Genomic DNA, 18,627 nt, shown 5'->3' with positions numbered 1-18,627 from the left:
CCTTTTCTGTTCTTTCACTGCTGGCGCTTTCGCCGGTGCTCAAGCCATGTCGCTGATGGCAAATTCCTCAGCCAGATGATCGATCAACGCTCGCACCGACGGCAGCAACCCGCGCCGCGACGGGAAGATCGCATGCACGATCCCGCAACGCGGGTGCCACTCAGGCAGCAGCTCTACCAGCCGCCCTGCCGCCAGGTCTTCACGCACCGCCACTCGCGGCAAGTGGGCAATCCCCACGCCTGCCACCACGAAGTGGCGCAACGCGAACAGATCGTCAGTCACCATGCGCGGCTTATGCGGGATGACGATGCTGCGGCTGTTGCCCTCACCCTGAAACAGCTCCCACTGGTACTCACGCTGGGCACTGCCCCAGTGCACGCTCGGTAGCGTGCCGAGCAGCTGTGGGTCGAAACCTTTGGGCAATTGCTCCAGGTATTGCGGCTGGCCGACCAGGCACTGGGTGCTGTTGCTCAGCACCTTCATCACCATGTCGGTGTTCTCCAGCGGCGGAAAGCGCACCCGCAGGGCAATGTCGAAGCCCTCGTGCAACAGGTCGACACGGCGGTTGGTACTTTCGATGAACAACTCCACCTGCGGGTACTTGAGCATGTAGCGGGTCAGCATCGGCCCAACCCAGGAATTGAGCAGGGTAGTCGGGCAACTGATGCGCACCAGCCCGCGTGGTTCGCTGCGGTTGCGCTCGATGATCTCTGCCGCGCCCTCGGCCTCTACGCGCATGGCCAGGCAGCGGTTGTAGTAGGCCTGGCCGATCTCGGTCAGTGAGCAGTGCCGGCTGGTGCGGTGCAGCAAGCGCACGCCCAGGCGGTCTTCAAGGTCGGCGATGCGCCGGCTGAGCTTTGACTTGGGCATGTCCAGCGCCCGGCCGGCTGGGGCGAAGCCACCGTGCTCAACGACTTGGGTGAAGTAGTAGAGGGAGTTGAGGTCTTCCAATGATCGTTCTCCAAATGGAACGCTAAAGGCATTTTTCGCAGTCTACCGCCGTGAAGGTGATGATTTTAATCTGTGCCCATCAACGCGAAACACCCCGAATTGCTGAAAAATTCATAACCCTTAGGAGCACAGACCATGAGCAAATTCACCTACAACCGCCTGAACAAAGACGACGCCGCCGTGCTGCTGGTGGACCACCAGGCTGGCCTGCTGTCCCTGGTGCGCGACATCGAGCCGGACAAGTTCAAGAACAACGTGCTGGCCCTGGCTGACCTGGCCAAGTTCTTCAACCTGCCGACCATCCTCACCACCAGCTTCGAGCAAGGCCCCAACGGCCCGCTGGTGCCAGAACTGAAAGCCCTGTTCCCGGATGCCCCGTACATCGCCCGCCCAGGCCAGATCAACGCCTGGGACAACGAAGACTTCGTCAAGGCGGTGAAGGCCACCGGCAAGAAGCAGCTGATCATTGCCGGTGTGGTGACTGAGGTCTGCGTAGCCTTCCCGGCGCTGTCGGCGCTGGAAGAAGAGTTCGATGTGTTTGTGGTGACTGATGCTTCCGGTACTTTCAACGAAATGACCCGCGATGCTGCTCATGACCGCATGAGCCAGGCGGGCGCCCAGCTGATGACCTGGTTCGGCGTGGCCTGTGAGCTGCACCGCGACTGGCGCAACGATGTGGAAGGGCTGGCTGCGCTGTGCTCCAACCACATTCCGGATTATCGGAATTTGATGACCAGCTACAACGCGTTGACTGCGGGTAAGTAACCAACCCATAGCAGTGCGCGCAAAGGCCGGCTCTCTCTATAGGGGGCCGGCCTTTTTTGTTTGCTGTGCTGGCCTCTTCGCGGGTGAACCCGCTCCCACAGGTACTGCACAGTTTCAGAACCAGTGGTGATCCTGTGGGAGCGGGGTCACCCGCGAAAGGGCCGGTACAGGCGGCATCAATTCATTGGCTGTGACTCAATCCCATCCAGCAGTGCCTCAACCAGCCCTTCTGCCATTTCGAGTGAGTTTAGGTTGCTCCAGAACAGGCTTTTGCCTGTCTCATCCAGATGCTCCAGGGCTTTGTAGCCACAGTCGTAGGCACCGCGCAGGTACTGGGCGACATGTACCAGGGCGTCGTGGGCTGAGACGCCGGGGTTTACGGTGAACAATGGGGGATGGCCGGCATCGCAGCGGCTGAAAGGGCGTTGTGTGGTGTTGGGGAGGGGTGGATCGGGAACAATCTTTTTCATAGCCAAACTCCGATAGAGGTTGGCCGGCACCATCCGTTTCCACGCGAAGGGTGGCGGCTGCACGCGGGGTGGAAAGCCGGGCTATCGGAACCCCGGCAGGCCATACGGCCTCCCGCGTGCAACTGCCATGACGACAGCTGTTCCGATTACCTGCCGGGTTTCCACACCCGATCGCTGAACCGACAGCGACCCGGTCAGCCTAGAGAGCAGGCCTTCCCCGGACAATCAGACGGGCGTCGACACGGGGTGTAGGATAAATCCTCGGGATCGGCGGTAACGTAGGAAATGGTTGGTCGGGAAGTAGGATCTTGCTGAGAATCGGACGATTCCGTGATGGTTTCTTGGGTGCGCGTAATGGCGCCACAACCCTCAAGGCGTACGACAAAGGCCCTCAATCCCCATCCGAATCAAACAACCGCGCCAGCTCCACCCGCGCCTCCTTGGCCGTCTGCATCACCTTGGCCCGGTCATCGCGCACATGCCCCTGGGCCACCAGCACTTCTTCGTCATGTTGGGTAAACCGCGCAATACGGTCCGCCGCCTGTTCATCGCTCAAGCCCAACCCCACCAGCGCCCGGCGGGTCATTTCCAGGCTGGAGTAGAACGTCTCGCGAATCGGCTCGGCGCCTGCATCCACCAACTTGTGCACATGCTGGCGGTTACGTGCCCGGGCGAGCACTTTAAGGTGTGGGTACAGGCGTTTCACCCGTTCGGCGGTATGAATGGCAGCTTCAGGGTCATCGATGGTGATGATGAAGTACTCCGCTTCACCCACCTTGGCGGCGTGCAGCACCTCGGGGCGCAGGGGGTCGCCGTAGAACACCGGCACCTGTTCGAACATGCGGGTCATCTCGATGGTGTCCACCGAGGTTTCCAGGGCAATGAACGGGATCTTCTGCGCACGCAGGATGCGCGCGACGATCTGGCCCATGCGGCCCATGCCGACGATCACCACCCGCGGCGTATCCGTCTGGATCTGCTTGTACTGCTCGGGCACTTCACGCGCCGGTTGCGGGCGTTTGAGGGCGCGGGTGCAGCCCAGCATCAGCAGCGGGGTAATGGCCATCGACAGGGTGATGGTCATCAGCAGCAGGTCGTAGGTCTGGGTGTCGAACAGGCCCTGGTCCTTGCCCAGCTTGAACACCACGAAGGCGAACTCGCCACCCGCCGCCAGCACCATGCCCAGGCGCAGGGCGCTGGCGCTGTTCAGGCCACCAACCAGGCGGCCGACGCCTATCAGCAGCACCAGCTTTACCGCCACCAGCAGCAGGGTCAGGCCCAGCACCACCAGCGGCATGTCCAGCAGCAGGCGAAGGTTGGCGCCCATGCCCACGCTGATGAAGAACAGCCCCAGCAGCAGGCCCTTGAACGGCTCGATCTGCGATTCCAGCTCGTGGCGATATTCCGAATCGGCCAGCAGCAGGCCGGCGAGGAAGGCGCCAAGGGCCATGGAAATGCCGGCTTCTTCCATCAGCCAGGCCGTGCCGATCACCACCAGCAGCGCGGTGGCGGTGGACACCTCCGGCAGGCCGGTGCGGGCTACGGTGCGGAACACCGGGCGTAGCAGGTAGCGGCCGCCGATGATCACCACGGCGATGCTGGCGAACACCTTGAGGCCGTGTTGCAGGCTGTCGCCGTGACTGGTGTCCGGGCCACTGGCGGCCAGCAGCGGCACCAGGGCGATAAGCGGTATGGCGGCGATGTCCTGGAACAACAGGATGGCGAATGCCAGGCGGCCGTGCGGGGCGTTGAGTTGCTTGCTCTCGGCCAGGCTCTGCAGGCCAAGGGCGGTGGACGATAGCGCCAGGCCCAGGCCGAGCACGATGGCAGCCGGCAGTGTCTGGCTGAAGCCGAACAGGGCGATGGCACCGATCAGCGCGCCGGTCAGCAGCACCTGGGCAGTACCGACACCGAACACCGACTTGCGCATCAGCCACAAGCGCTTGGGCGACAGTTCCAGGCCGATGATGAACAGCAGCAGCACCACCCCCAGCTCGGAAATGTGCGCCACGCTTTCGGTGTCGCGGATCAAACCCAGCGCTTGCGGGCCGATGACCACGCCGGCCAGCAGGTAACCGAGCACGGCACCCAGTTGCAGGCGCTTGGCCAGCGGGACAGCGAGGACGGCGGCAAGCAGGAAAATCACCGCGGTTTGCAGAAGGCTGCCTTCGTGTGGCATTGGCTCGTACTCCATGAGCTGCCGGGGCAGCGTTTGAACAGTTTGGCCGACGATTCTGGGGCTTGGAGTGGGGGCAGACAATCTGCTGCCAGGGAGAAACATTGTCCTGATAGAAGAGACGATAGCGGTGGCCAGCGATCAATTGGCGAGCAGCCATGGGCCGCACAAGGCGAATCTAACCGCTCCCTGGTCGGTATTGCAGGGCCTCGGCCAGATGCGGCCTGCCAATCGTTTCACAACACTCCAGGTCCGCCAGTGTCCGCGCCACTTTCAACAACCGGTGTGCCGATCGCAACGACAAGGTCAGCCGCTCGCAGGCCCCCTCCAGCCAGGCCTGGTCCGCCGGCGCCAACCCGCAGTGGCGGCGCAAGCCCTCGAGATCGAGAAAAGCATTCGCACACCCTTGCCGCTTGTGCTGCACCGCGCGCGCCTGGGCCACTTTGGCCGCCACATCGGCACTGGGCTCACCGCAGGGTTGGTTGTTCAGCGTGGTGCTCTCGCGGGCCACGGTCAGGTGCAGGTCGATGCGGTCCAGCAGTGGCCCGGACAGCTTGTTGCGATACCGTGCGATCTGCTCGGTGCTGCAGCGGCAGCGGCCGGTGGGGTCGCCCAGGTAGCCGCACATGCACGGTCGACATAGTATCAATGGACAAGCGCTGAAGGCGGCGTAAACGAACGGTTTGGACTGCTCATAAAGTGTCCATGGATATCTTGAATGAACGTGGACATCAGACTCGAAAATGTCCATAGGCAATGGGATTTAGTCATTGGCTGGGCAATTGCACTCCACTTGACCACGCTTTTGCATTGCCGCTGACCGGTCATCTGCATTCGACTTGACCAGCCGCTTGCACCGGATCTGACCAGCACAGTAGGAGCGCCTTGACCGGCATCTATCGACCCAAAGCCGACGTCGAGGACTCTTGTTTTATGCCATTCAGAAACGGTTTAAATGGTGCCGCCAGGGAGCATGGCGATCGCTTTAGACCTGAATGAGTCGAGACGATCTGCACCGAACGCAATACGTTCAGACGCCACGAGCGTGCGGACAAAGGCAACACTGTATCGACTCCCAACGCACACCGCGCAGGGTTGCTGATTAGCGTTCCTCACCACACTCTTGGAAGCATTGATCATGAAAACCTTCAGAATCGAGAACTACGAAACCAACAGCGCACAAAACCCTTCAACGCTCGGGTTCAAAACCATGGCGCTTGGCATCTACGGGGCCTATTTTGCGCTCGCCGTCATTTACTTCTGGTTCGGCGGAATGAAGTTCACACACTACGAAGCGGTCGGACTGGTTCCGCTGGTGAGCAACAGCCCTTTCCTGGGTTGGGTTTATGAGATTTTCAGTGTCGACACCTTCTCCAATCTGCTTGGCGTTCTGGAGGTCTCGATCGGAATACTGATTGCAGGTCGCTTGCTGTCACCGAAGCTTTCTTTGATAGGTGGCGTGCTCTCTGCCGGACTCTTTTTCACCACCTTGAGCTTCATGTTCTCGACCCCCGGCGTGATCGAACCCGGCCTCGGTTTTCCCGCTATTACGGTCGCTCCAGGTCAGTTTCTACTTAAAGACATCGGGTTACTTGCCGCTTCGATTTTCGTGGCTGGCCATTCTCTGACGGAGCTGGAACGCCGTTGAGCCGATGATCGACCACCCGGGATGGCCCGGAGCAGTTAGATGTTTCAGGCCATCGCTCCATCATCTGAACCTGCCAGGTCTTTAATCCAGTCCCGAGGACTGTAGCCCGTCTTGCGTCGAAACGCGCGCGCAAGTGCCGAAGGACTTTCATAACCGACTTCGGAGGCGATCAGTGTAATCGACCGTCCTTCACGAAGTCGCTTCTGCGCCAGGCTGATACGCCAACTCAGCAGATAATCGGCGGGCGTCTGCCCGATAACGGCACGGAAATGCACCGCGTAGGCCGCGCGAGACATGTTCGATTCGCTCGCCAGTTCCGCAATTGACCAAGCACGATGAGGTGCGTTGTGAATCTGCACCAAAGAGCGCGACAACCGCGGGTCAGCCAGTCCAGCCATCATTCCAGTACGCAACTGGTTGTGATCAAGCAGATGTCGAAACAACAGGATGACCAGCAGTTCGAATAACCGTCCCAGCGCTGCCTCCCGACCACAATGTGCACCCGCCGCCTCGCCGAACATCCATTTCAACGTATCGGCCAGCATTGGCAGTTCATCCAGGGACAACACCAGACAATCGGGTAACGAAGCCGACAGCGGGTTATCGACCCCACCCTCAAACTCCATTGACGCACACAACAACTGAGCTCCCTCGGACTCACCGGCAAACAATTGATGCCGGCTGGGGCGCGGCATAAAAATCAGGCTGGGCCGGATCAGCAGCAATTCCTTACGATCGGCTCCCAGTAACGTAACACTGCCAGCTTGTAGCAGATGGATATACCCACGACCGTCAGCGCCGTCGTAAGACGACAAGCCGCACAGTTTGCCACTGTAAAACAGGTTTGCGCGCACGCCGAACTGTGACAACAAGGTAGACAAGCGATCCATGGGCAATCTCTTGGCAGAAATAGACGCCCAGATCATAACACCGCCGGATTGCGCCCCATCGTGACTCAAATGCTGTATTACCTGATGGGCTAAGTTCGATCAATCTTTGCCTGAAGTGACGGCCGCTTAGCGTCGATTACTACCCGTCACGACAGGCAGTAATCGGCCATGAGCTGCCATCTGGTATCGACGAAGCCAGTGACGATATTCCAGTCACAGCTGCTAAAGCGCGCCGCATCGAATATCCTAGCTCCACGCAACCACCTCGAAGCAGTGTATTGAACGATGGGTTTTGAACAACTAGCGGAGCTACGTGACCGTCTGCGGGCTGAAAAAGAGCCAGCAAAGGCCGTCATCCAGACAGACCTCAAGTGCAAATCCTCCCCCCAGGCCAAGCCTCTCAGCCAGGATCCTGCGTTAGAAGCGATCTGGCCATTGCAGAAGCATTTTCCATTGGCTTTCCCAGTCAATCCGTCCCCCAAGGTTCCGCTCAAGGAAGGCATTCTCAAAGATGCTGAGCAACACTTGGAACTACTCGGACTAACCCGCGAACAGCTCCAGTTAGGAATTTCTACTTGGTGCCGAGGAACTCGGTACTGGGCAAGCATGGTAGAGAATGCGCCACGCTTGGACTTGGGCGGTCAAGCAGTTGGCACTGTGACCGCCACTCAGGCGAAGCAGCAAGCTTCGCGGCAACGCGTCCAAGACCGAAAAAATCGGGCGAAGTTGAAAACGCATGTCCCGGCACCAGTCGAAAGCTGACAGGGTTTGCGGGCCCCTTACGCGAAATGCGACGCCCAGCGTCGCATCTGCAATGTGATTCGATTACAACGAAGCCTGGATTCTTTGTGCGGCCGCATCGCTCACCCATCCGTGCCAGATTTCCAGATGCTCCCTGAAGAATATCTTCGCCAGCTTCGCGAGTCGATGTGCTCCTTGGTCATCAGCGCCAGGTTCTGGTTGAGTAGATCGATAGGAAGATTGACCTTCTCCAGCACTAACGGGCAGTTCACCCTCGCGCGCAGTCTAGGATCTCGTGAAGCGCAGCCCACGGGTATTCTTTTTTTCCATGGCTAGCCTCGCATGTACCGGCATGCAGAAACGGTCTCTCACAATCTTCCAGCGCTTGGCTCTCCAGGCAGCCAGTGCATACCACTCGCCCGGCAACGATCATCCATAGATCGTTCCATTTCTCAATTCTTCGCTCGATTTCCATATCCTGACTCCTTTCATGTGGGTCCATGGATCGAACGATACATCGGGGGGCAGCCGCTTTGATACGCTCGAAAACATCCCCCATTTTGAGGGAAATAATGCTGCACTGATATTCGGGGCATCGGGTGAAAGCTGTGTTTGTCATCGTCGGCTGGTTGCCTCACACCAACAGGAAAATTCTAACTTTGCTCTAAAAGTCTAGGATGGCAGCATCCAAACTAGAGGTATTTTTCAGTATCAAAAATTTCACAGCTGCCCAGCGTTTGTGCACTGGTTCCAACGTAGTGCAGCTCTGAAAGGTGGCCGAGCCCTCCCCATCCGTTACCAAATCCTGCTAACTATCTGTTTTTAATAGCTTTCAACTTCCCCCTTCTCTTTCTGTAAAATTTGGCACGAGTCCTGCTTTACCCAACTGCGGTCATCACGTGCGTCATCGACGCCGGCCGAAAATACATACCTGTCAGCTATTCGCTGACAGATCGGCAAATAAGCCCTTCAAGCCTTCACGGCTCGGAGGGTTTTTTTTGGTTTTTTTAAGGAGCACGCGCATGAAGCTTCAGCAGTTTTTGGGAGGAATCGAAGGATTGGGCCCGGTCACGGTGGAGAAGCGGGTATTCGTACAGCCGTGGGAGGCCCGTCTATTTGGGGTGCACGCGACGATGATGGGCACCAGCATTTGGGCCTGGCCAGACCTGCGGGTTAAAGCCGAGGGCATGAACCCGCTCGACTATTTCAAGTACCGCTATTACATCAAGTGGCAAGGCGCGATGGCCGAATTCCTCGTGGAACGTGGGTATATCGAGGCTGCTGAACTCGACGCACTGACCCAGCGTTTTCTCGACAACCCGGACACGCCACTGCCCGAAAAAGGCAATCCGCAGATCACCGAACGCGTGATCGATTACCTCTGGACCGGCGACAACCCGTATCGAAACATCGCCACCCAGCCCAAATTCAAAGTCGGCGACACCGTCTGCGTCAAAGATGTACCACTTGGCATCCATACCCGGCTACCCGGCTACCTACGCAACAAAGTGGGCGTTGTGGAAGTGGTGTACGACGGCGCCTACCTGTACTGGGACAAAGGGCCGACCGATGGGCTCGGCACACCCCAACCGGTTTACAACGTGCGCTTCAAGACCACCGACATCTGGTCAGAGATCCCTGACCACGGCGACGTTTTGTACAACGACTTTTTTGAAGTTTACCTGGACAGCGTTCAGCAGCAATGACGCGCCAAGCGCACGCGGCCTCGCCCCTTTTACGAACCAAGGAATTGCACCGATGAGCACACACGATCACGACCACGACCATCAACATGCGTCCGGCGAGCACCATCACCACGATGAAGAACGCGGCCCGGAAAGCTATTACGCGGCCCGCACCAAAGCACTGGAATCGCTGTTTCGTGAAAAAGGCCTGATCGGCACCGACACCGTTGATCGCGTCATCCACTTCTTCGACCACGAAATGGGGCCGTTCAACGGCGCCCGGGTCGTAGCCAAAGCCTGGACAGATGAGGCTTTCAGAGCGCGTCTGCTGGCCGACGCAAACCAAGCCATTAAAGAGCTGGGCTTGCGTGAAGGCATCGAAGGCGAAAACCTCAAGGTCGTCGAAAACACCCCAAGCACCCACAACGTCGTCTGTTGCACGCTGTGCTCATGCTGGCCGTGGCCGCTGTTGGGCCTGCCACCCTACTGGTTCAAGGATCCGGTGTTCCGCGCACGCGTGGTGCGAGAGCCCCGCGCGGTGCTGAAGGATTTCGGTGTCGAACTGGACAGCTCCAAGAAAGTCGCGATCTGGGACAGCAGCGCCCAAGTGCGCTTCTTCGTGATTCCTCAGCGCCCTGAGGGCACCGACCACTTCTCCGAGGAGCAGTTGGCCGCATTAGTGTCCACCGAAGCGATGCAGGGATTGGGTCTGGTTAGCACGGCGCAGCAAGGAGCCTGATCATGAGCACGCTGAAAAACCGAGTGGATCAACTGTGCGGCGACCGCAGCGCCCTGCCGAAAAACCAGGAACGTTTGGTGTTTGATGAGCCGTGGCAAGGGCGAGCGTTCGGCCTAGCCCTGGCGCTCGCCGAACAAGGCGCTTACCAGTGGGATGAGTTCCGCGCTTCGCTGATCTCGAACATCGGGGCCTGGGACAAGACTCACACTCCCGACGACCCTGACTGGCATTACTACCAGCACTGGCTGGCCTCGCTGGAAAAACTGGCGATGGACAAAGCACTCGTCACTCCCGAATCCCTCAACGCTCGTACGCAAGAGTTCCTTGAGCGTCGTCGGGACGAAGTCATCTGAAGCCGTTGGCTTCAACACCCTCATCACAGCGCGAACACGAGGTACACATCATGTCTACTCTTCAATCCGTTTCAAGCATCACTACCACCGTATCGTCCGCTCGAAGCGCCCGGCGCGTGCTCAACGCCTGCTGCGTGATGTCCCTGGGCGCGGTGCTGCTGTACTTCGCCGGTTTTTCCAGCCTGCCGGCTTTGCACAACGCCGCGCACGATACCCGTCATACCGCTGCATTTCCTTGCCACTGAGAGGGCCTGAGCCATGATCAAGCGCATGCTGCAAACGGCGGGTTTCGCCGGGATGGGGGCCGCTCTAGTGTTGACGCTCATCCAAGCAATCTGGGTGTCCCCGCTAATCCTTCAGGCCGAAACCTATGAGCAGGCGGCCAGTGCCGGCCATTCCGATCCCCATGAGGCAGGCGAACATCATCACGAAGATGCCGGTTGGGCCCCAGAGGACGGCTGGCAGCGGGTGACGTCCACCGCCGCTGCCAACTTGGTGGTCGGCGTGGCGTTCGGGCTGGTGCTTGCGGGGGCGATCAGCCTACGGCCGCCGCGCAAGCTCTCAACGGGGGTGCTGTGGGGGCTGGCCGGGTACGCGGTGTTTGTACTGGCGCCCTCGGCGGGTCTGCCACCGGAACTGCCCGGCACGCAAGCGGCTGATCTGCACGCCAGGCAACTCTGGTGGGTGGGTACAGCGATTGCTACGGCCATTGGACTGGTGCTCATCGCCTTCGCGCCAAAGGCCTGGTTGAAGGTGGCTGGCGTCGTGCTGTTGGCGGTGCCTCACCTGATCGGCTCGCCGCAGTTAGCGTCGCCGGAGATGCTGGCGCCCGCCGCGCTGCATCACGAGTTCGTGATCGCGACGTTGATGGCGGACGCCTCGTTCTGGGTCACGCTGGGGCTGCTCTGCACCGTATTTTCCCGTCGTGCCGCAACTTCCGGGCTGTTCAAATCCCCACAGCAGGAGTACGCGTAATGTCTGAATTGACCAGCCTTGCGATCAGTGTTGCCCTGCTGGGCGGCGTGTGTACCTGGTTCACGCTCTCAGTGGGGGTGCTGCTCATTTGGGCGGCCTTCGCCGCCAGGGCCTGTTTTTTCCACTCAGGTGGAGACGTGCGCGCCCTGCGCACCACGATCGTCTCCAATTGTTTTGGCGTGTTCACCGCATGGCTGACGGCGGTAGTGATCGTCTCGGTGCCGGGGGCGACGGTGTTGGGCGAGACGATCTGGGCCAGCGTCGTGGTCTGCATCAGCATCGCCTGCTACATCTCGGCGGCCAGGGTTGGCCTGTTCTCCTCGATCCCGGCGGTGACCTACGGCTATGCGTGCACGTTTGCATTTCTGCTGCAAACGCCCGGAAAGTTCAGCACTGAAAACCTCACCAGCCTGAGCTTCTCCAACGCATTGATCATCGTGCCCGCGTCAATGGTCGTGGGCGCGGTATTTGCCTTTGCGTCGGCCCGCTTCGCTGCACGCCTGCAACGTCGCGCTGCATTAGCTTCGTAGGAACTGATGATGGCAAACCTTTCTCACAAGACGTGCGTGCGGATCGGCCTGATGTGCTCCACCACTGGCTCGTACCAGAGCATCGGCCAGGCGATGCTCTGTGGGGCGCTGCTGGCCATTGAGCGCGTGGCGCGCGACCCGCGCTTCACCTTCTGTTTTGAGCCTGAAGTAGTCAATCCGGGCGGGGACTTGACCCAGTACTACGCGCAAACCCAGGCACTGCTGGACAGCGGAATTCGGCACGTCGTGGGGTGTTACACCTCGTCGAGTCGCAAGGAAGTTTTACCGCTGTTCGAGCGGCGCGACGGCTTGCTCTGGTATCCCTCGCACTATGAAGGGTTCGAGTGCAGCGACAACGTGATATACGTAGGTGCCTCGCCCAACCAGCACATCGTGCCGCTAATCAGCTACCTGATGAACACCGTGGGCAAGCGCGCCTATTGCGTGGGCTCCAACTACGTGTGGCCTTGGGAAAGCAATCGGGTGATGCGCGAAATACTGGAAGCCAACGACGGCGATGTCGTCTGCGAGCGTTATCTCCCGATTGGCTCCACCGATGTCGAGCAGATCATCGATGAGGTCCAACGCCTCAAGCCGGATTTCGTGTTCAGCTCGTTGATCGGGGAATCCGGCCAAGCCTTCGTGGCCGCCTATGGGCAGGCCGTAAATACACAGCGGATTTCTGCGTCCACTCCGCTGGCCAGTTGCACGTTGTCGGAGGAGGAACTGAAAGCCGTGGATGCCAGCGTGCGCGCCGGGCATATCTGTTCATCGGTGTACTTCCAGAGCATCGGCACCCAGGCCAACGCGGAGTTCGTTCGTGACATTAAGCAGCGGTACGGCGTGCAACAGGTGACGTCCGCCGATGCTGAAGCCTCGTTCATCGCGGTGCTGTTGTTGGCCGAAGCCATTCACCTGGCAGACACCGACGACGTGCAGCAGGTCAGAAGCGCCTCCGTTCAAAGCCGGTTGAACGCCCCTCAAGGGCCAGTGTGGATCGACCCGGAAAACCACCACTGCTACCTGACGCCGCGCTTGGGCATCTCCAACGCCAACGGGGATTTCGAGATCCTGGCGAGCGCGAAGGAGCCGCGCAAACCAGACCCGTACCTCACATGGTTGGACATGGGCAAAGTCGGCGATGGCGCCGTGATGGAAGACCATGGCGATCGCCTTAAACCGGAGTTGAGGATCGTCAGATGAAAAGGCCTCAGCTTCCCAACCTGCGTGACCATCGCGTGCTGATCCTGCACAAGAAGGACCATGACTATCAGGTCTTGAGCGGGCAACTGGTGAGGCTGGGATTGAAAATCATCGAGCCGGTCGAGGGCCAAGCCTTGCCTTGGTCGGAGGTGGACGTGTGTTTTTTCGATGCCAATCAGGCCCACAAAAATACCTTCCCTTGGCCGGATGGGGAACCGCGAGTGCCGTTGATTGCCATGTTCAGTGCCGAAACCCCTGAGAGGATTCACTGGTCATTGACGCAAAGGGTGTGCGCGTTTCTGGTCAAACCGGTGCGCTCAAGCGGGACATTCCTGGCCCTGCAACAGGCGATTTTTGAATTCGGATCGCGGTCCCGGGCCGACGCTGAAATTACCCAATTGCAAGAGCGTGTGAAGGCCCGGCGGGTAGTGCTCAAAGCCGTAGTCAAGCTGATGGAGTTGGCCAACATCGACGATGACCAAGCCTATGAACAGCTGAGGGAATCGAGCATGACCAATCAGATGTGCATGGAGGAAATGTGTCTGCGGTTTTTGCAAAGCGGCTGTGAGAAAAGCGCGCTGAACATGCTGCGTCACCAGCGAAGGCCCTGACTCGGCCAGACACAAACGCTCGCGGCCCAAGCCGCAGTTTATCGATATCACCCCCCTCAATGGCGCACCGCTGGTGGTCCGCCAAAGGGAGCTTTTTGCCAAAAAAATGGAGTCAACGTATGAACTGGCTGGAAAAATCGATCATGTTTACCCGGGGCGTGGCCCAGGGCAAAGAAGGTGAAACCCACGAGCTGACAACAGATCGTCAGGGAAAATTTCACTACACCATGGGCCCCTACTCGGACCCGGTTCTGCACATTCGCCCAGGGGACAGGGTTATCGTCGAAACCGCCGATGCCTTCGAAGGCAAAGTCAAACATGAGCACGATCGCCCCAGCGAACTGCTGCGCATGCCGTTTCTCAACCCTCAGAGCGGCCCCATCATGATTGCAGGCGCCGAGAAGGGAGACGTGGTGGCCGTCCGCATCGAGTCGATCCTGCCACGGGGTGAAAACCCTCGGGGTACGTGCTGCATGATCCCCCGTTTCGGCGCCCTGACCGGCACCGACCTGACCGCGATGCTGACCGACCCATTGCCCGAGATCACCCGCAAAATCCATGTCGACGAGCAGCATGTCCATTGGAGTGATCGCGTGACCCTGCCCTATCAGCCGCACATCGGCACGCTAAGCCTTTCGCCTGAAATCGACTCGATCAACTCCCTTACGCCCGACAACCACGGCGGCAATATGGACTTGCCTGACATGGGCCCAGGGAGCATCACGTACTTGCCGGTGCGCTCGCCAGGTGGGCGTTTGTTCATCGGCGATGCGCATGCGTGTCAGGGCGATGGTGAGGTGTGCGGCACGGCCGTGGAGTTCGAGAGCACGACGACCATCCATGTCGAGCTGATCAAGAACTGGAACATCGACTGGCCGCGCCTTGAAACCGAATCCATGCTGATGGCCATCGGCAGTGCACGCCCCTTGGAAGACGCGACGCGCATTGCGTACTGCGAATTAATTCTTTGGCTGGAAAAGGAGTACGGCTTCGATCGCTGGGACGCCTACATGATGCTGAGCCAGTGCGGCAAGGTGAGACTGGGCAATTTCGTCGACCCAAAATATTCAGTCGGTGCAGCAATCGACAAGCGATACCTCTGAGCAGCAAGGCCACCCACCCTGTTGTTGACGAGCCAAAGTCCTCCAAAAAACATTCAGTGCACAGTCACGTTTGATCGCCAGCCATGCTCCCGCAAACGGGGCGAGGCTGGCACCCAGCATGAGACGACTCTAGACGAGAAGGGCGAGCCATTGAGCAAATGGGGTAGGGACTTATAACAGAGTTCCATTGTGCGTCCCTGCTAGAGCGGGGCGAACTCATTCGTCCCGTGGTGCGAAAATTATGGAACTCAGGATAGCGGCGATCACTAGCTGCTGCTAGTGGCCTTCTGCCCCAGCAAGCTAGAGAGCCTAGGTTGTTGCCGCTGATGCGATTTTGACCCAGGCTGCTAATTTAGCTTGGCCCACATGCGGCATTCGAACTCACCCCAATGAATAGCCCTAGTTTTCCCAAACACGTCGAAGGTCTGCTTCTGGCCGTTGGCTGCCCTTCGTGAAGGGCAGCTAAGCGTCTACGTACTCGCGGTAGCCGTCTTGTTGATAGCCGGTGTGATGCATGACGACCGGCTGAGAAGGCCGAGGGCGAACGCTGCTGGTTCACTCGCGATGCCTGGTAGCATCAGTTGATGCCACCTTGGCCGCGTAGAATGCTTCGTTAGCTGCAGAGTCCATGGGCCTGAGCATCGGCTATCTGAAAGTTATGCGTAACGCAGCGAAAGAGGTTGCCTAAAGCCTTTTACGCTAGCCAATTTACTTGCTGCTTAAGTTCATCCAACGCAGTCTGAATGCGTTCGTCTGGGTTTTCTTCCAGGCTCAGATATAGCGATGCCGCGTCTGCTATGTAGTGCCTTTCGGTGAGCGACGGATAGGCCCAGATCTCTACCCATTCCTCGATCTCGTCCAACGAATCTATGACTTCGAACGCATCAAGCGCCAGCATATCGTTGAACACTTTCTTGGTCATTCCCCATACGGCCTGCTTAGGCTCCGCTAGCATCGTGTATTTGGCCAAGGCCGCTTCCCCCGCGAGATACACGTCGGTCGCCATGGGGAGAGTGTTGCGGGTTATGCCAATTCTCTTTCTGACGGGGGACCGTAGGTATCGCTTGGCCTTTCGGAACACCTCAGCTGGTGTCCCGTTGAAGGCATAGGTCTTCCACGGAAGCTCGCTCTTTGCAGGGGTAATCACCTCAAGGGAGGTCAGCTGTTCCACAGCCTTCGAGAGAGTTACCCGGCTGTAATTGAGGTCGCCCAAGAGGGCGTTCGTCGTGAAATAGGCTTCGTAGGTTTTGCCGGCATACAGGCATGAGAGCAGCATGGCTTGGGCGGCGGGGAAGAGGGCGGACAGCTCGCTTTGCTCTCGACGCAGGCGGAAGCTTTCGCGCAGGTCCAGTGCTATTTCCGGTATGAACATCTGGAATCTGGGCTGGATGAAGTTGACTTGATGCGTGATGAGGCTATGGCGCTCTTGAATCGACAATGATCTGCAGACGTAGACTACTACCTGGTTGGTGACCTTGTGCACGAGCTCAATGTGCTTCTGAAGGCTCACGATGCCCGGATAAGCAACCTCATCACGCGAGACCAGCAGCATGATATTGAACGCCGAACTTTTCCCCATCGGCATTTTCAATTCGTAGGTCTTGTAGCTATCCCGGATGGTGTAGGGGACCCGAATTGGCATCGGCGTTAGGTGCGCTTTTACACCTAGAGCGGACTCGATGTAGGTCTTAGCTTCGTCTTGTAAATCCGGCATGTCCTGGCTTCGTGTAAACTACTTTTTTCACTGTAAACCAAAGTGGTTTACAAGTAAAAAAAGTGGTTTACAGGCCAGCATTTATGGGAGTGAAAAAGGATTGCTGGACCTTTCCCGTAACAACGGACGCCAAAAAGCGATACTTAGATCGCTAAGGTTACCAGGTACTCGAGCACTCGCCGTAACCACACTGATGGGTTCAAGGCTCAGGCCGTTGCGCTAGCTGAAAGCGTTGACACAACCGAGGCTCCCCGCCAGCTAGAGATGCCCGTTAAGACGCTAAACAACTGGGTAGGTGCCATGCGCAGTGGTAGGCCGTTGAGCTCTTCTACCGGACCAGTCTTCTGCATTCGTGCTTACCATCGATACCACCGGATTTGCCATGCACACATTTTGACCATGATCGGCAAAAAACGGACCGAAGCGATCGTTAACTGACGTAATCTTGCTAGTGTGACTTGCAGTCACAGGGAAGATCTAAGCGCAGATGCCCAGCATGGTGAAAAATAGAAGCTCAAACAGACACGGAGGGACGGCAGTGCTCAATCATCTTTATAGGTTTCGTCCTGTCAGTAGCCTGCTTGGCGGTACCAGAGAAAGCGAGCTGGAAGGGTGCTATATCTATTTCTCGCCACCGGAAAAGCTCAACGACCCACTGGAAGGACATCGGGAGATCGTATGGAAAGGGGATTCGGTCGTATGGGAGAATTTCTTCCAGCACTTCATGGACTGCTTACTCATTCGAAATACTCAATATTTTACTGGGGAGTTTGAAACTTTAGATTTTCCGATATTTCCAAATTATGACATTCAAGCAGTACCACCTGAAAATTACAAAGAGATCGCCGGTCTTGTATCGAGATTTTTTGACTCGCCAAATGTAAAAAGACATATCGCAGTTTTGGCTTTTAAGGGGCGGCAAGTAAATCAACACGAGCTAATACTGCACCTGCGATCGATTCAATCCTTTGCAATGCATATTATTTCTGAAGTGTTAGTTTCCTACAAGCTTGTTGAAAAAGGCTTCGGTATAAATGGCGCTTCGCATGAAGAGTTGCTAGCAGTTTCAACCAACCTTCTAGATTATCTAGAAGGGCTAGGTGACGAGCTGTTAAACGTTGAATTCGATAGTTCTGCGCTGGCATTTTTAAGAAGTGATGACTTGGTAAAAGGTTATGCTAGATCTAAAATAGGCGAATCCAAAAATTGGACACGGCTTTGCATAGATTTTCCAGAAGAGTTTTTGACATCCAGGATCAGACTCACAACCTCTGAATGGTTCGTAAGCTGTTTTATGGAGAATTGTGAGAACTCGGCAATCTGGGGTACATATGGCAATAACCACCAAGGCGTTTGTCTAAAATTTAAAGTAAACAATGAGGAAGGGCAGCCAGGGATCTCGCTTATGAAACCCGGATTAAAGCAGGGCATAAAGTGGTGGACTCAAACCAAATTTCATTTCACTAAAGTATCTTATACAGAAAAGAGCCCTAATCTTGATTTTTTTTGTAGCCTGGCTGCATATGGTGCACAGGAAGTTATAGATAAATGGTATACCGATAAAAATGGAAATGTAAGCTCGAGAAAATCAGATGTCTTCGAGAATTATTCACAATGGCGGGATAATTACCACAGGGACAATTTTAAAAGCCTTACAGTGAAAACAAGGCACTGGTCGAATGAACAGGAGTACAGGCTTATTCTAAAGTCTCAGTTTAACTCCTATCTTAACGAAGAAGATAGGAAGCTTCGTTATAGCTTTGATGACCTGGACGGAATTATATTTGGGATAAAAACAGCGGATTCAGATAAGTATAAGCTTTTAGAAATGGTAGAAAGGATGTGTAAGATAAGAGGTCGCGAAGAATTCACATTTTACCAATCGTTCTATGATTCATCCACGGATGCCATTCGTTATCGGCCTATTGCTCACGTTAGTAAGCAAGGTGTTAGAACTCATAGGGACTGAGCACCGAGCACCATCTGAAACGGTGACTGCTCAGAGCGATCCCATCGAAGCTCGAAGAAAACAAGATGTGAAAACCTCTCACCCTTCGAGCTTCCATTCCCTTT

General features: G+C 57.1%; 18 protein-coding genes and 2 pseudogenes. 13 read left to right on the top strand and 7 right to left on the bottom strand.

Features of this window, described 5'->3' with window-relative positions; all coding sequences use genetic code 11:
- Nucleotides 1-39: 39 nt before the first annotated feature.
- Nucleotides 40-951 (bottom strand): LysR substrate-binding domain-containing protein, encoded by a 912-nt coding sequence (locus ACNQP3_RS28345; protein ID WP_012274793.1) that lies wholly within the window; start codon nucleotides 949-951, stop codon nucleotides 40-42.
- 135 nt (nucleotides 952-1,086) lie between these two features.
- On the opposite strand from ACNQP3_RS28345, the gene ycaC reads away from it, so the two are divergent.
- Nucleotides 1,087-1,716: an isochorismate family cysteine hydrolase YcaC gene (gene ycaC, locus ACNQP3_RS28340; RefSeq protein WP_012274792.1), complete on the top strand. Its 630-nt coding sequence runs from the start codon at nucleotides 1,087-1,089 to the stop codon at nucleotides 1,714-1,716.
- Nucleotides 1,717-1,892: 176 nt separating this feature from the next.
- Here ycaC and ACNQP3_RS28335 read toward each other — a convergent pair whose 3' ends face one another.
- From ACNQP3_RS28335 to ACNQP3_RS28325, 3 genes and pseudogenes are all read right to left on the bottom strand, one after another.
- Complete coding sequence (locus ACNQP3_RS28335) at nucleotides 1,893-2,186, bottom strand: hypothetical protein (RefSeq protein WP_012274791.1); 294 nt, start codon at nucleotides 2,184-2,186, stop codon at nucleotides 1,893-1,895.
- 391 nt (nucleotides 2,187-2,577) lie between these two features.
- Nucleotides 2,578-4,365 (bottom strand): monovalent cation:proton antiporter-2 (CPA2) family protein, encoded by a 1,788-nt coding sequence (locus ACNQP3_RS28330; RefSeq protein ID WP_179027467.1) that lies wholly within the window; start codon nucleotides 4,363-4,365, stop codon nucleotides 2,578-2,580.
- A 175-nt stretch (nucleotides 4,366-4,540) separates the two neighbouring features.
- Nucleotides 4,541-4,996 (bottom strand): annotated as a pseudogene (locus ACNQP3_RS28325) (ATP-binding protein); the annotation flags it as partial.
- Nucleotides 4,997-5,500: 504 nt separating this feature from the next.
- Here ACNQP3_RS28325 and ACNQP3_RS28320 point away from each other — a divergent pair.
- Nucleotides 5,501-6,010, top strand: coding sequence for a YkgB family protein (locus ACNQP3_RS28320; protein ID WP_200645981.1), 510 nt, complete (start codon nucleotides 5,501-5,503; stop codon nucleotides 6,008-6,010).
- Nucleotides 6,011-6,054: 44 nt separating this feature from the next.
- On the opposite strand, the gene ACNQP3_RS28315 is transcribed toward ACNQP3_RS28320, so the two are convergent.
- Nucleotides 6,055-6,900 (bottom strand): AraC family transcriptional regulator, encoded by an 846-nt coding sequence (locus ACNQP3_RS28315; protein WP_017338310.1) that lies wholly within the window; start codon nucleotides 6,898-6,900, stop codon nucleotides 6,055-6,057.
- A gap of 285 nt (nucleotides 6,901-7,185) precedes the next feature.
- On the opposite strand from ACNQP3_RS28315, the gene ACNQP3_RS28310 reads away from it, so the two are divergent.
- Nucleotides 7,186-7,662, top strand: a complete 477-nt coding sequence (locus ACNQP3_RS28310; protein WP_034139343.1) for a ProQ/FinO family protein — start codon at nucleotides 7,186-7,188, stop codon at nucleotides 7,660-7,662.
- A 63-nt stretch (nucleotides 7,663-7,725) separates the two neighbouring features.
- On the opposite strand, the pseudogene ACNQP3_RS28305 reads toward ACNQP3_RS28310, so the two are convergent.
- Nucleotides 7,726-7,898: pseudogene (locus tag ACNQP3_RS28305) on the bottom strand (histidine ABC transporter substrate-binding protein); the annotation flags it as partial.
- 765 nt (nucleotides 7,899-8,663) lie between these two features.
- On the opposite strand from ACNQP3_RS28305, the gene nthB reads away from it, so the two are divergent.
- The 9 genes from nthB to ACNQP3_RS28260 all read left to right on the top strand — a co-directional run bounded on the left by nthB (nucleotide 8,664) and on the right by ACNQP3_RS28260 (nucleotide 14,840).
- On the top strand, nucleotides 8,664-9,347 hold the full coding sequence (gene nthB / locus ACNQP3_RS28300; RefSeq protein WP_034139341.1) for a nitrile hydratase subunit beta: 684 nt from the start codon (nucleotides 8,664-8,666) through the stop codon (nucleotides 9,345-9,347).
- A 52-nt stretch (nucleotides 9,348-9,399) separates the two neighbouring features.
- Nucleotides 9,400-10,065 (top strand): nitrile hydratase subunit alpha, encoded by a 666-nt coding sequence (gene nthA, locus ACNQP3_RS28295; protein WP_052199004.1) that lies wholly within the window; start codon nucleotides 9,400-9,402, stop codon nucleotides 10,063-10,065.
- A 2-nt stretch (nucleotides 10,066-10,067) separates the two neighbouring features.
- Nucleotides 10,068-10,418, top strand: a complete 351-nt coding sequence (locus ACNQP3_RS28290; RefSeq protein ID WP_052199003.1) for a nitrile hydratase accessory protein — start codon at nucleotides 10,068-10,070, stop codon at nucleotides 10,416-10,418.
- A gap of 50 nt (nucleotides 10,419-10,468) precedes the next feature.
- Nucleotides 10,469-10,663, top strand: coding sequence for a CbtB domain-containing protein (locus ACNQP3_RS28285; protein ID WP_034139340.1), 195 nt, complete (start codon nucleotides 10,469-10,471; stop codon nucleotides 10,661-10,663).
- A gap of 13 nt (nucleotides 10,664-10,676) precedes the next feature.
- Entirely contained in the window at nucleotides 10,677-11,393 is a 717-nt protein-coding gene (locus tag ACNQP3_RS28280; RefSeq protein ID WP_054572004.1) for a CbtA family protein, read from the top strand.
- Entirely contained in the window at nucleotides 11,393-11,923 is a 531-nt protein-coding gene (locus ACNQP3_RS28275; RefSeq protein ID WP_264316663.1) for a DUF1097 domain-containing protein, read from the top strand. Before ACNQP3_RS28280 ends, ACNQP3_RS28275 begins: the two co-directional genes overlap by 1 nt.
- Nucleotides 11,924-11,932: 9 nt before the next feature.
- The gene (locus ACNQP3_RS28270) at nucleotides 11,933-13,126 is read left to right on the top strand and encodes a transporter substrate-binding domain-containing protein (protein ID WP_218176382.1); all 1,194 of its coding nucleotides are present in this window, start codon (nucleotides 11,933-11,935) and stop codon (nucleotides 13,124-13,126) included.
- Nucleotides 13,123-13,737, top strand: coding sequence for an ANTAR domain-containing response regulator (locus tag ACNQP3_RS28265; protein WP_052199002.1), 615 nt, complete (start codon nucleotides 13,123-13,125; stop codon nucleotides 13,735-13,737). The genes ACNQP3_RS28270 and ACNQP3_RS28265 overlap by 4 nt, the downstream gene beginning before the upstream one ends.
- 119 nt (nucleotides 13,738-13,856) lie before the next feature.
- Nucleotides 13,857-14,840, top strand: a complete 984-nt coding sequence (locus ACNQP3_RS28260; protein WP_034139337.1) for an acetamidase/formamidase family protein — start codon at nucleotides 13,857-13,859, stop codon at nucleotides 14,838-14,840.
- 694 nt (nucleotides 14,841-15,534) lie between these two features.
- Here the strand turns inward: ACNQP3_RS28260 and ACNQP3_RS28255 are convergent.
- Nucleotides 15,535-16,554, bottom strand: a complete 1,020-nt coding sequence (locus ACNQP3_RS28255) for a hypothetical protein (RefSeq protein ID WP_264316662.1) — start codon at nucleotides 16,552-16,554, stop codon at nucleotides 15,535-15,537.
- 538 nt (nucleotides 16,555-17,092) lie between these two features.
- Here ACNQP3_RS28255 and ACNQP3_RS28250 point away from each other — a divergent pair.
- Nucleotides 17,093-18,523 (top strand): DUF2971 domain-containing protein, encoded by a 1,431-nt coding sequence (locus ACNQP3_RS28250; protein WP_264316661.1) that lies wholly within the window; start codon nucleotides 17,093-17,095, stop codon nucleotides 18,521-18,523.
- Nucleotides 18,524-18,627: the final 104 nt, after the last annotated feature.

The organism is Pseudomonas sp. LFS074, from assembly GCF_047978165.1.
GTDB lineage: Bacteria > Pseudomonadota > Gammaproteobacteria > Pseudomonadales > Pseudomonadaceae > Aquipseudomonas > Aquipseudomonas putida_P.
Note: the sequence above shows the minus strand (reverse complement) of the source record. Positions and strands in the feature narration are given on the sequence as shown.

Coding starts and splice junctions, on each gene's coding strand:
- ycaC (WP_012274792.1), top strand. CDS start 1,087: ATGAGCAAATTCACCTACAACCGCCTGAACAAAGACGACGCCGCCGTG.
- ACNQP3_RS28335 (WP_012274791.1), bottom strand. CDS start 2,186: ATGAAAAAGATTGTTCCCGATCCACCCCTCCCCAACACCACACAACGC.
- ACNQP3_RS28330 (WP_179027467.1), bottom strand. CDS start 4,365: ATGCCACACGAAGGCAGCCTTCTGCAAACCGCGGTGATTTTCCTGCTT.
- ACNQP3_RS28320 (WP_200645981.1), top strand. CDS start 5,501: ATGAAAACCTTCAGAATCGAGAACTACGAAACCAACAGCGCACAAAAC.
- ACNQP3_RS28315 (WP_017338310.1), bottom strand. CDS start 6,900: ATGGATCGCTTGTCTACCTTGTTGTCACAGTTCGGCGTGCGCGCAAAC.
- ACNQP3_RS28310 (WP_034139343.1), top strand. CDS start 7,186: ATGGGTTTTGAACAACTAGCGGAGCTACGTGACCGTCTGCGGGCTGAA.
- nthB (WP_034139341.1), top strand. CDS start 8,664: ATGAAGCTTCAGCAGTTTTTGGGAGGAATCGAAGGATTGGGCCCGGTC.
- nthA (WP_052199004.1), top strand. CDS start 9,400: ATGAGCACACACGATCACGACCACGACCATCAACATGCGTCCGGCGAG.
- ACNQP3_RS28290 (WP_052199003.1), top strand. CDS start 10,068: ATGAGCACGCTGAAAAACCGAGTGGATCAACTGTGCGGCGACCGCAGC.
- ACNQP3_RS28285 (WP_034139340.1), top strand. CDS start 10,469: ATGTCTACTCTTCAATCCGTTTCAAGCATCACTACCACCGTATCGTCC.
- ACNQP3_RS28280 (WP_054572004.1), top strand. CDS start 10,677: ATGATCAAGCGCATGCTGCAAACGGCGGGTTTCGCCGGGATGGGGGCC.
- ACNQP3_RS28275 (WP_264316663.1), top strand. CDS start 11,393: ATGTCTGAATTGACCAGCCTTGCGATCAGTGTTGCCCTGCTGGGCGGC.
- ACNQP3_RS28270 (WP_218176382.1), top strand. CDS start 11,933: ATGGCAAACCTTTCTCACAAGACGTGCGTGCGGATCGGCCTGATGTGC.
- ACNQP3_RS28265 (WP_052199002.1), top strand. CDS start 13,123: ATGAAAAGGCCTCAGCTTCCCAACCTGCGTGACCATCGCGTGCTGATC.
- ACNQP3_RS28260 (WP_034139337.1), top strand. CDS start 13,857: ATGAACTGGCTGGAAAAATCGATCATGTTTACCCGGGGCGTGGCCCAG.
- ACNQP3_RS28255 (WP_264316662.1), bottom strand. CDS start 16,554: ATGCCGGATTTACAAGACGAAGCTAAGACCTACATCGAGTCCGCTCTA.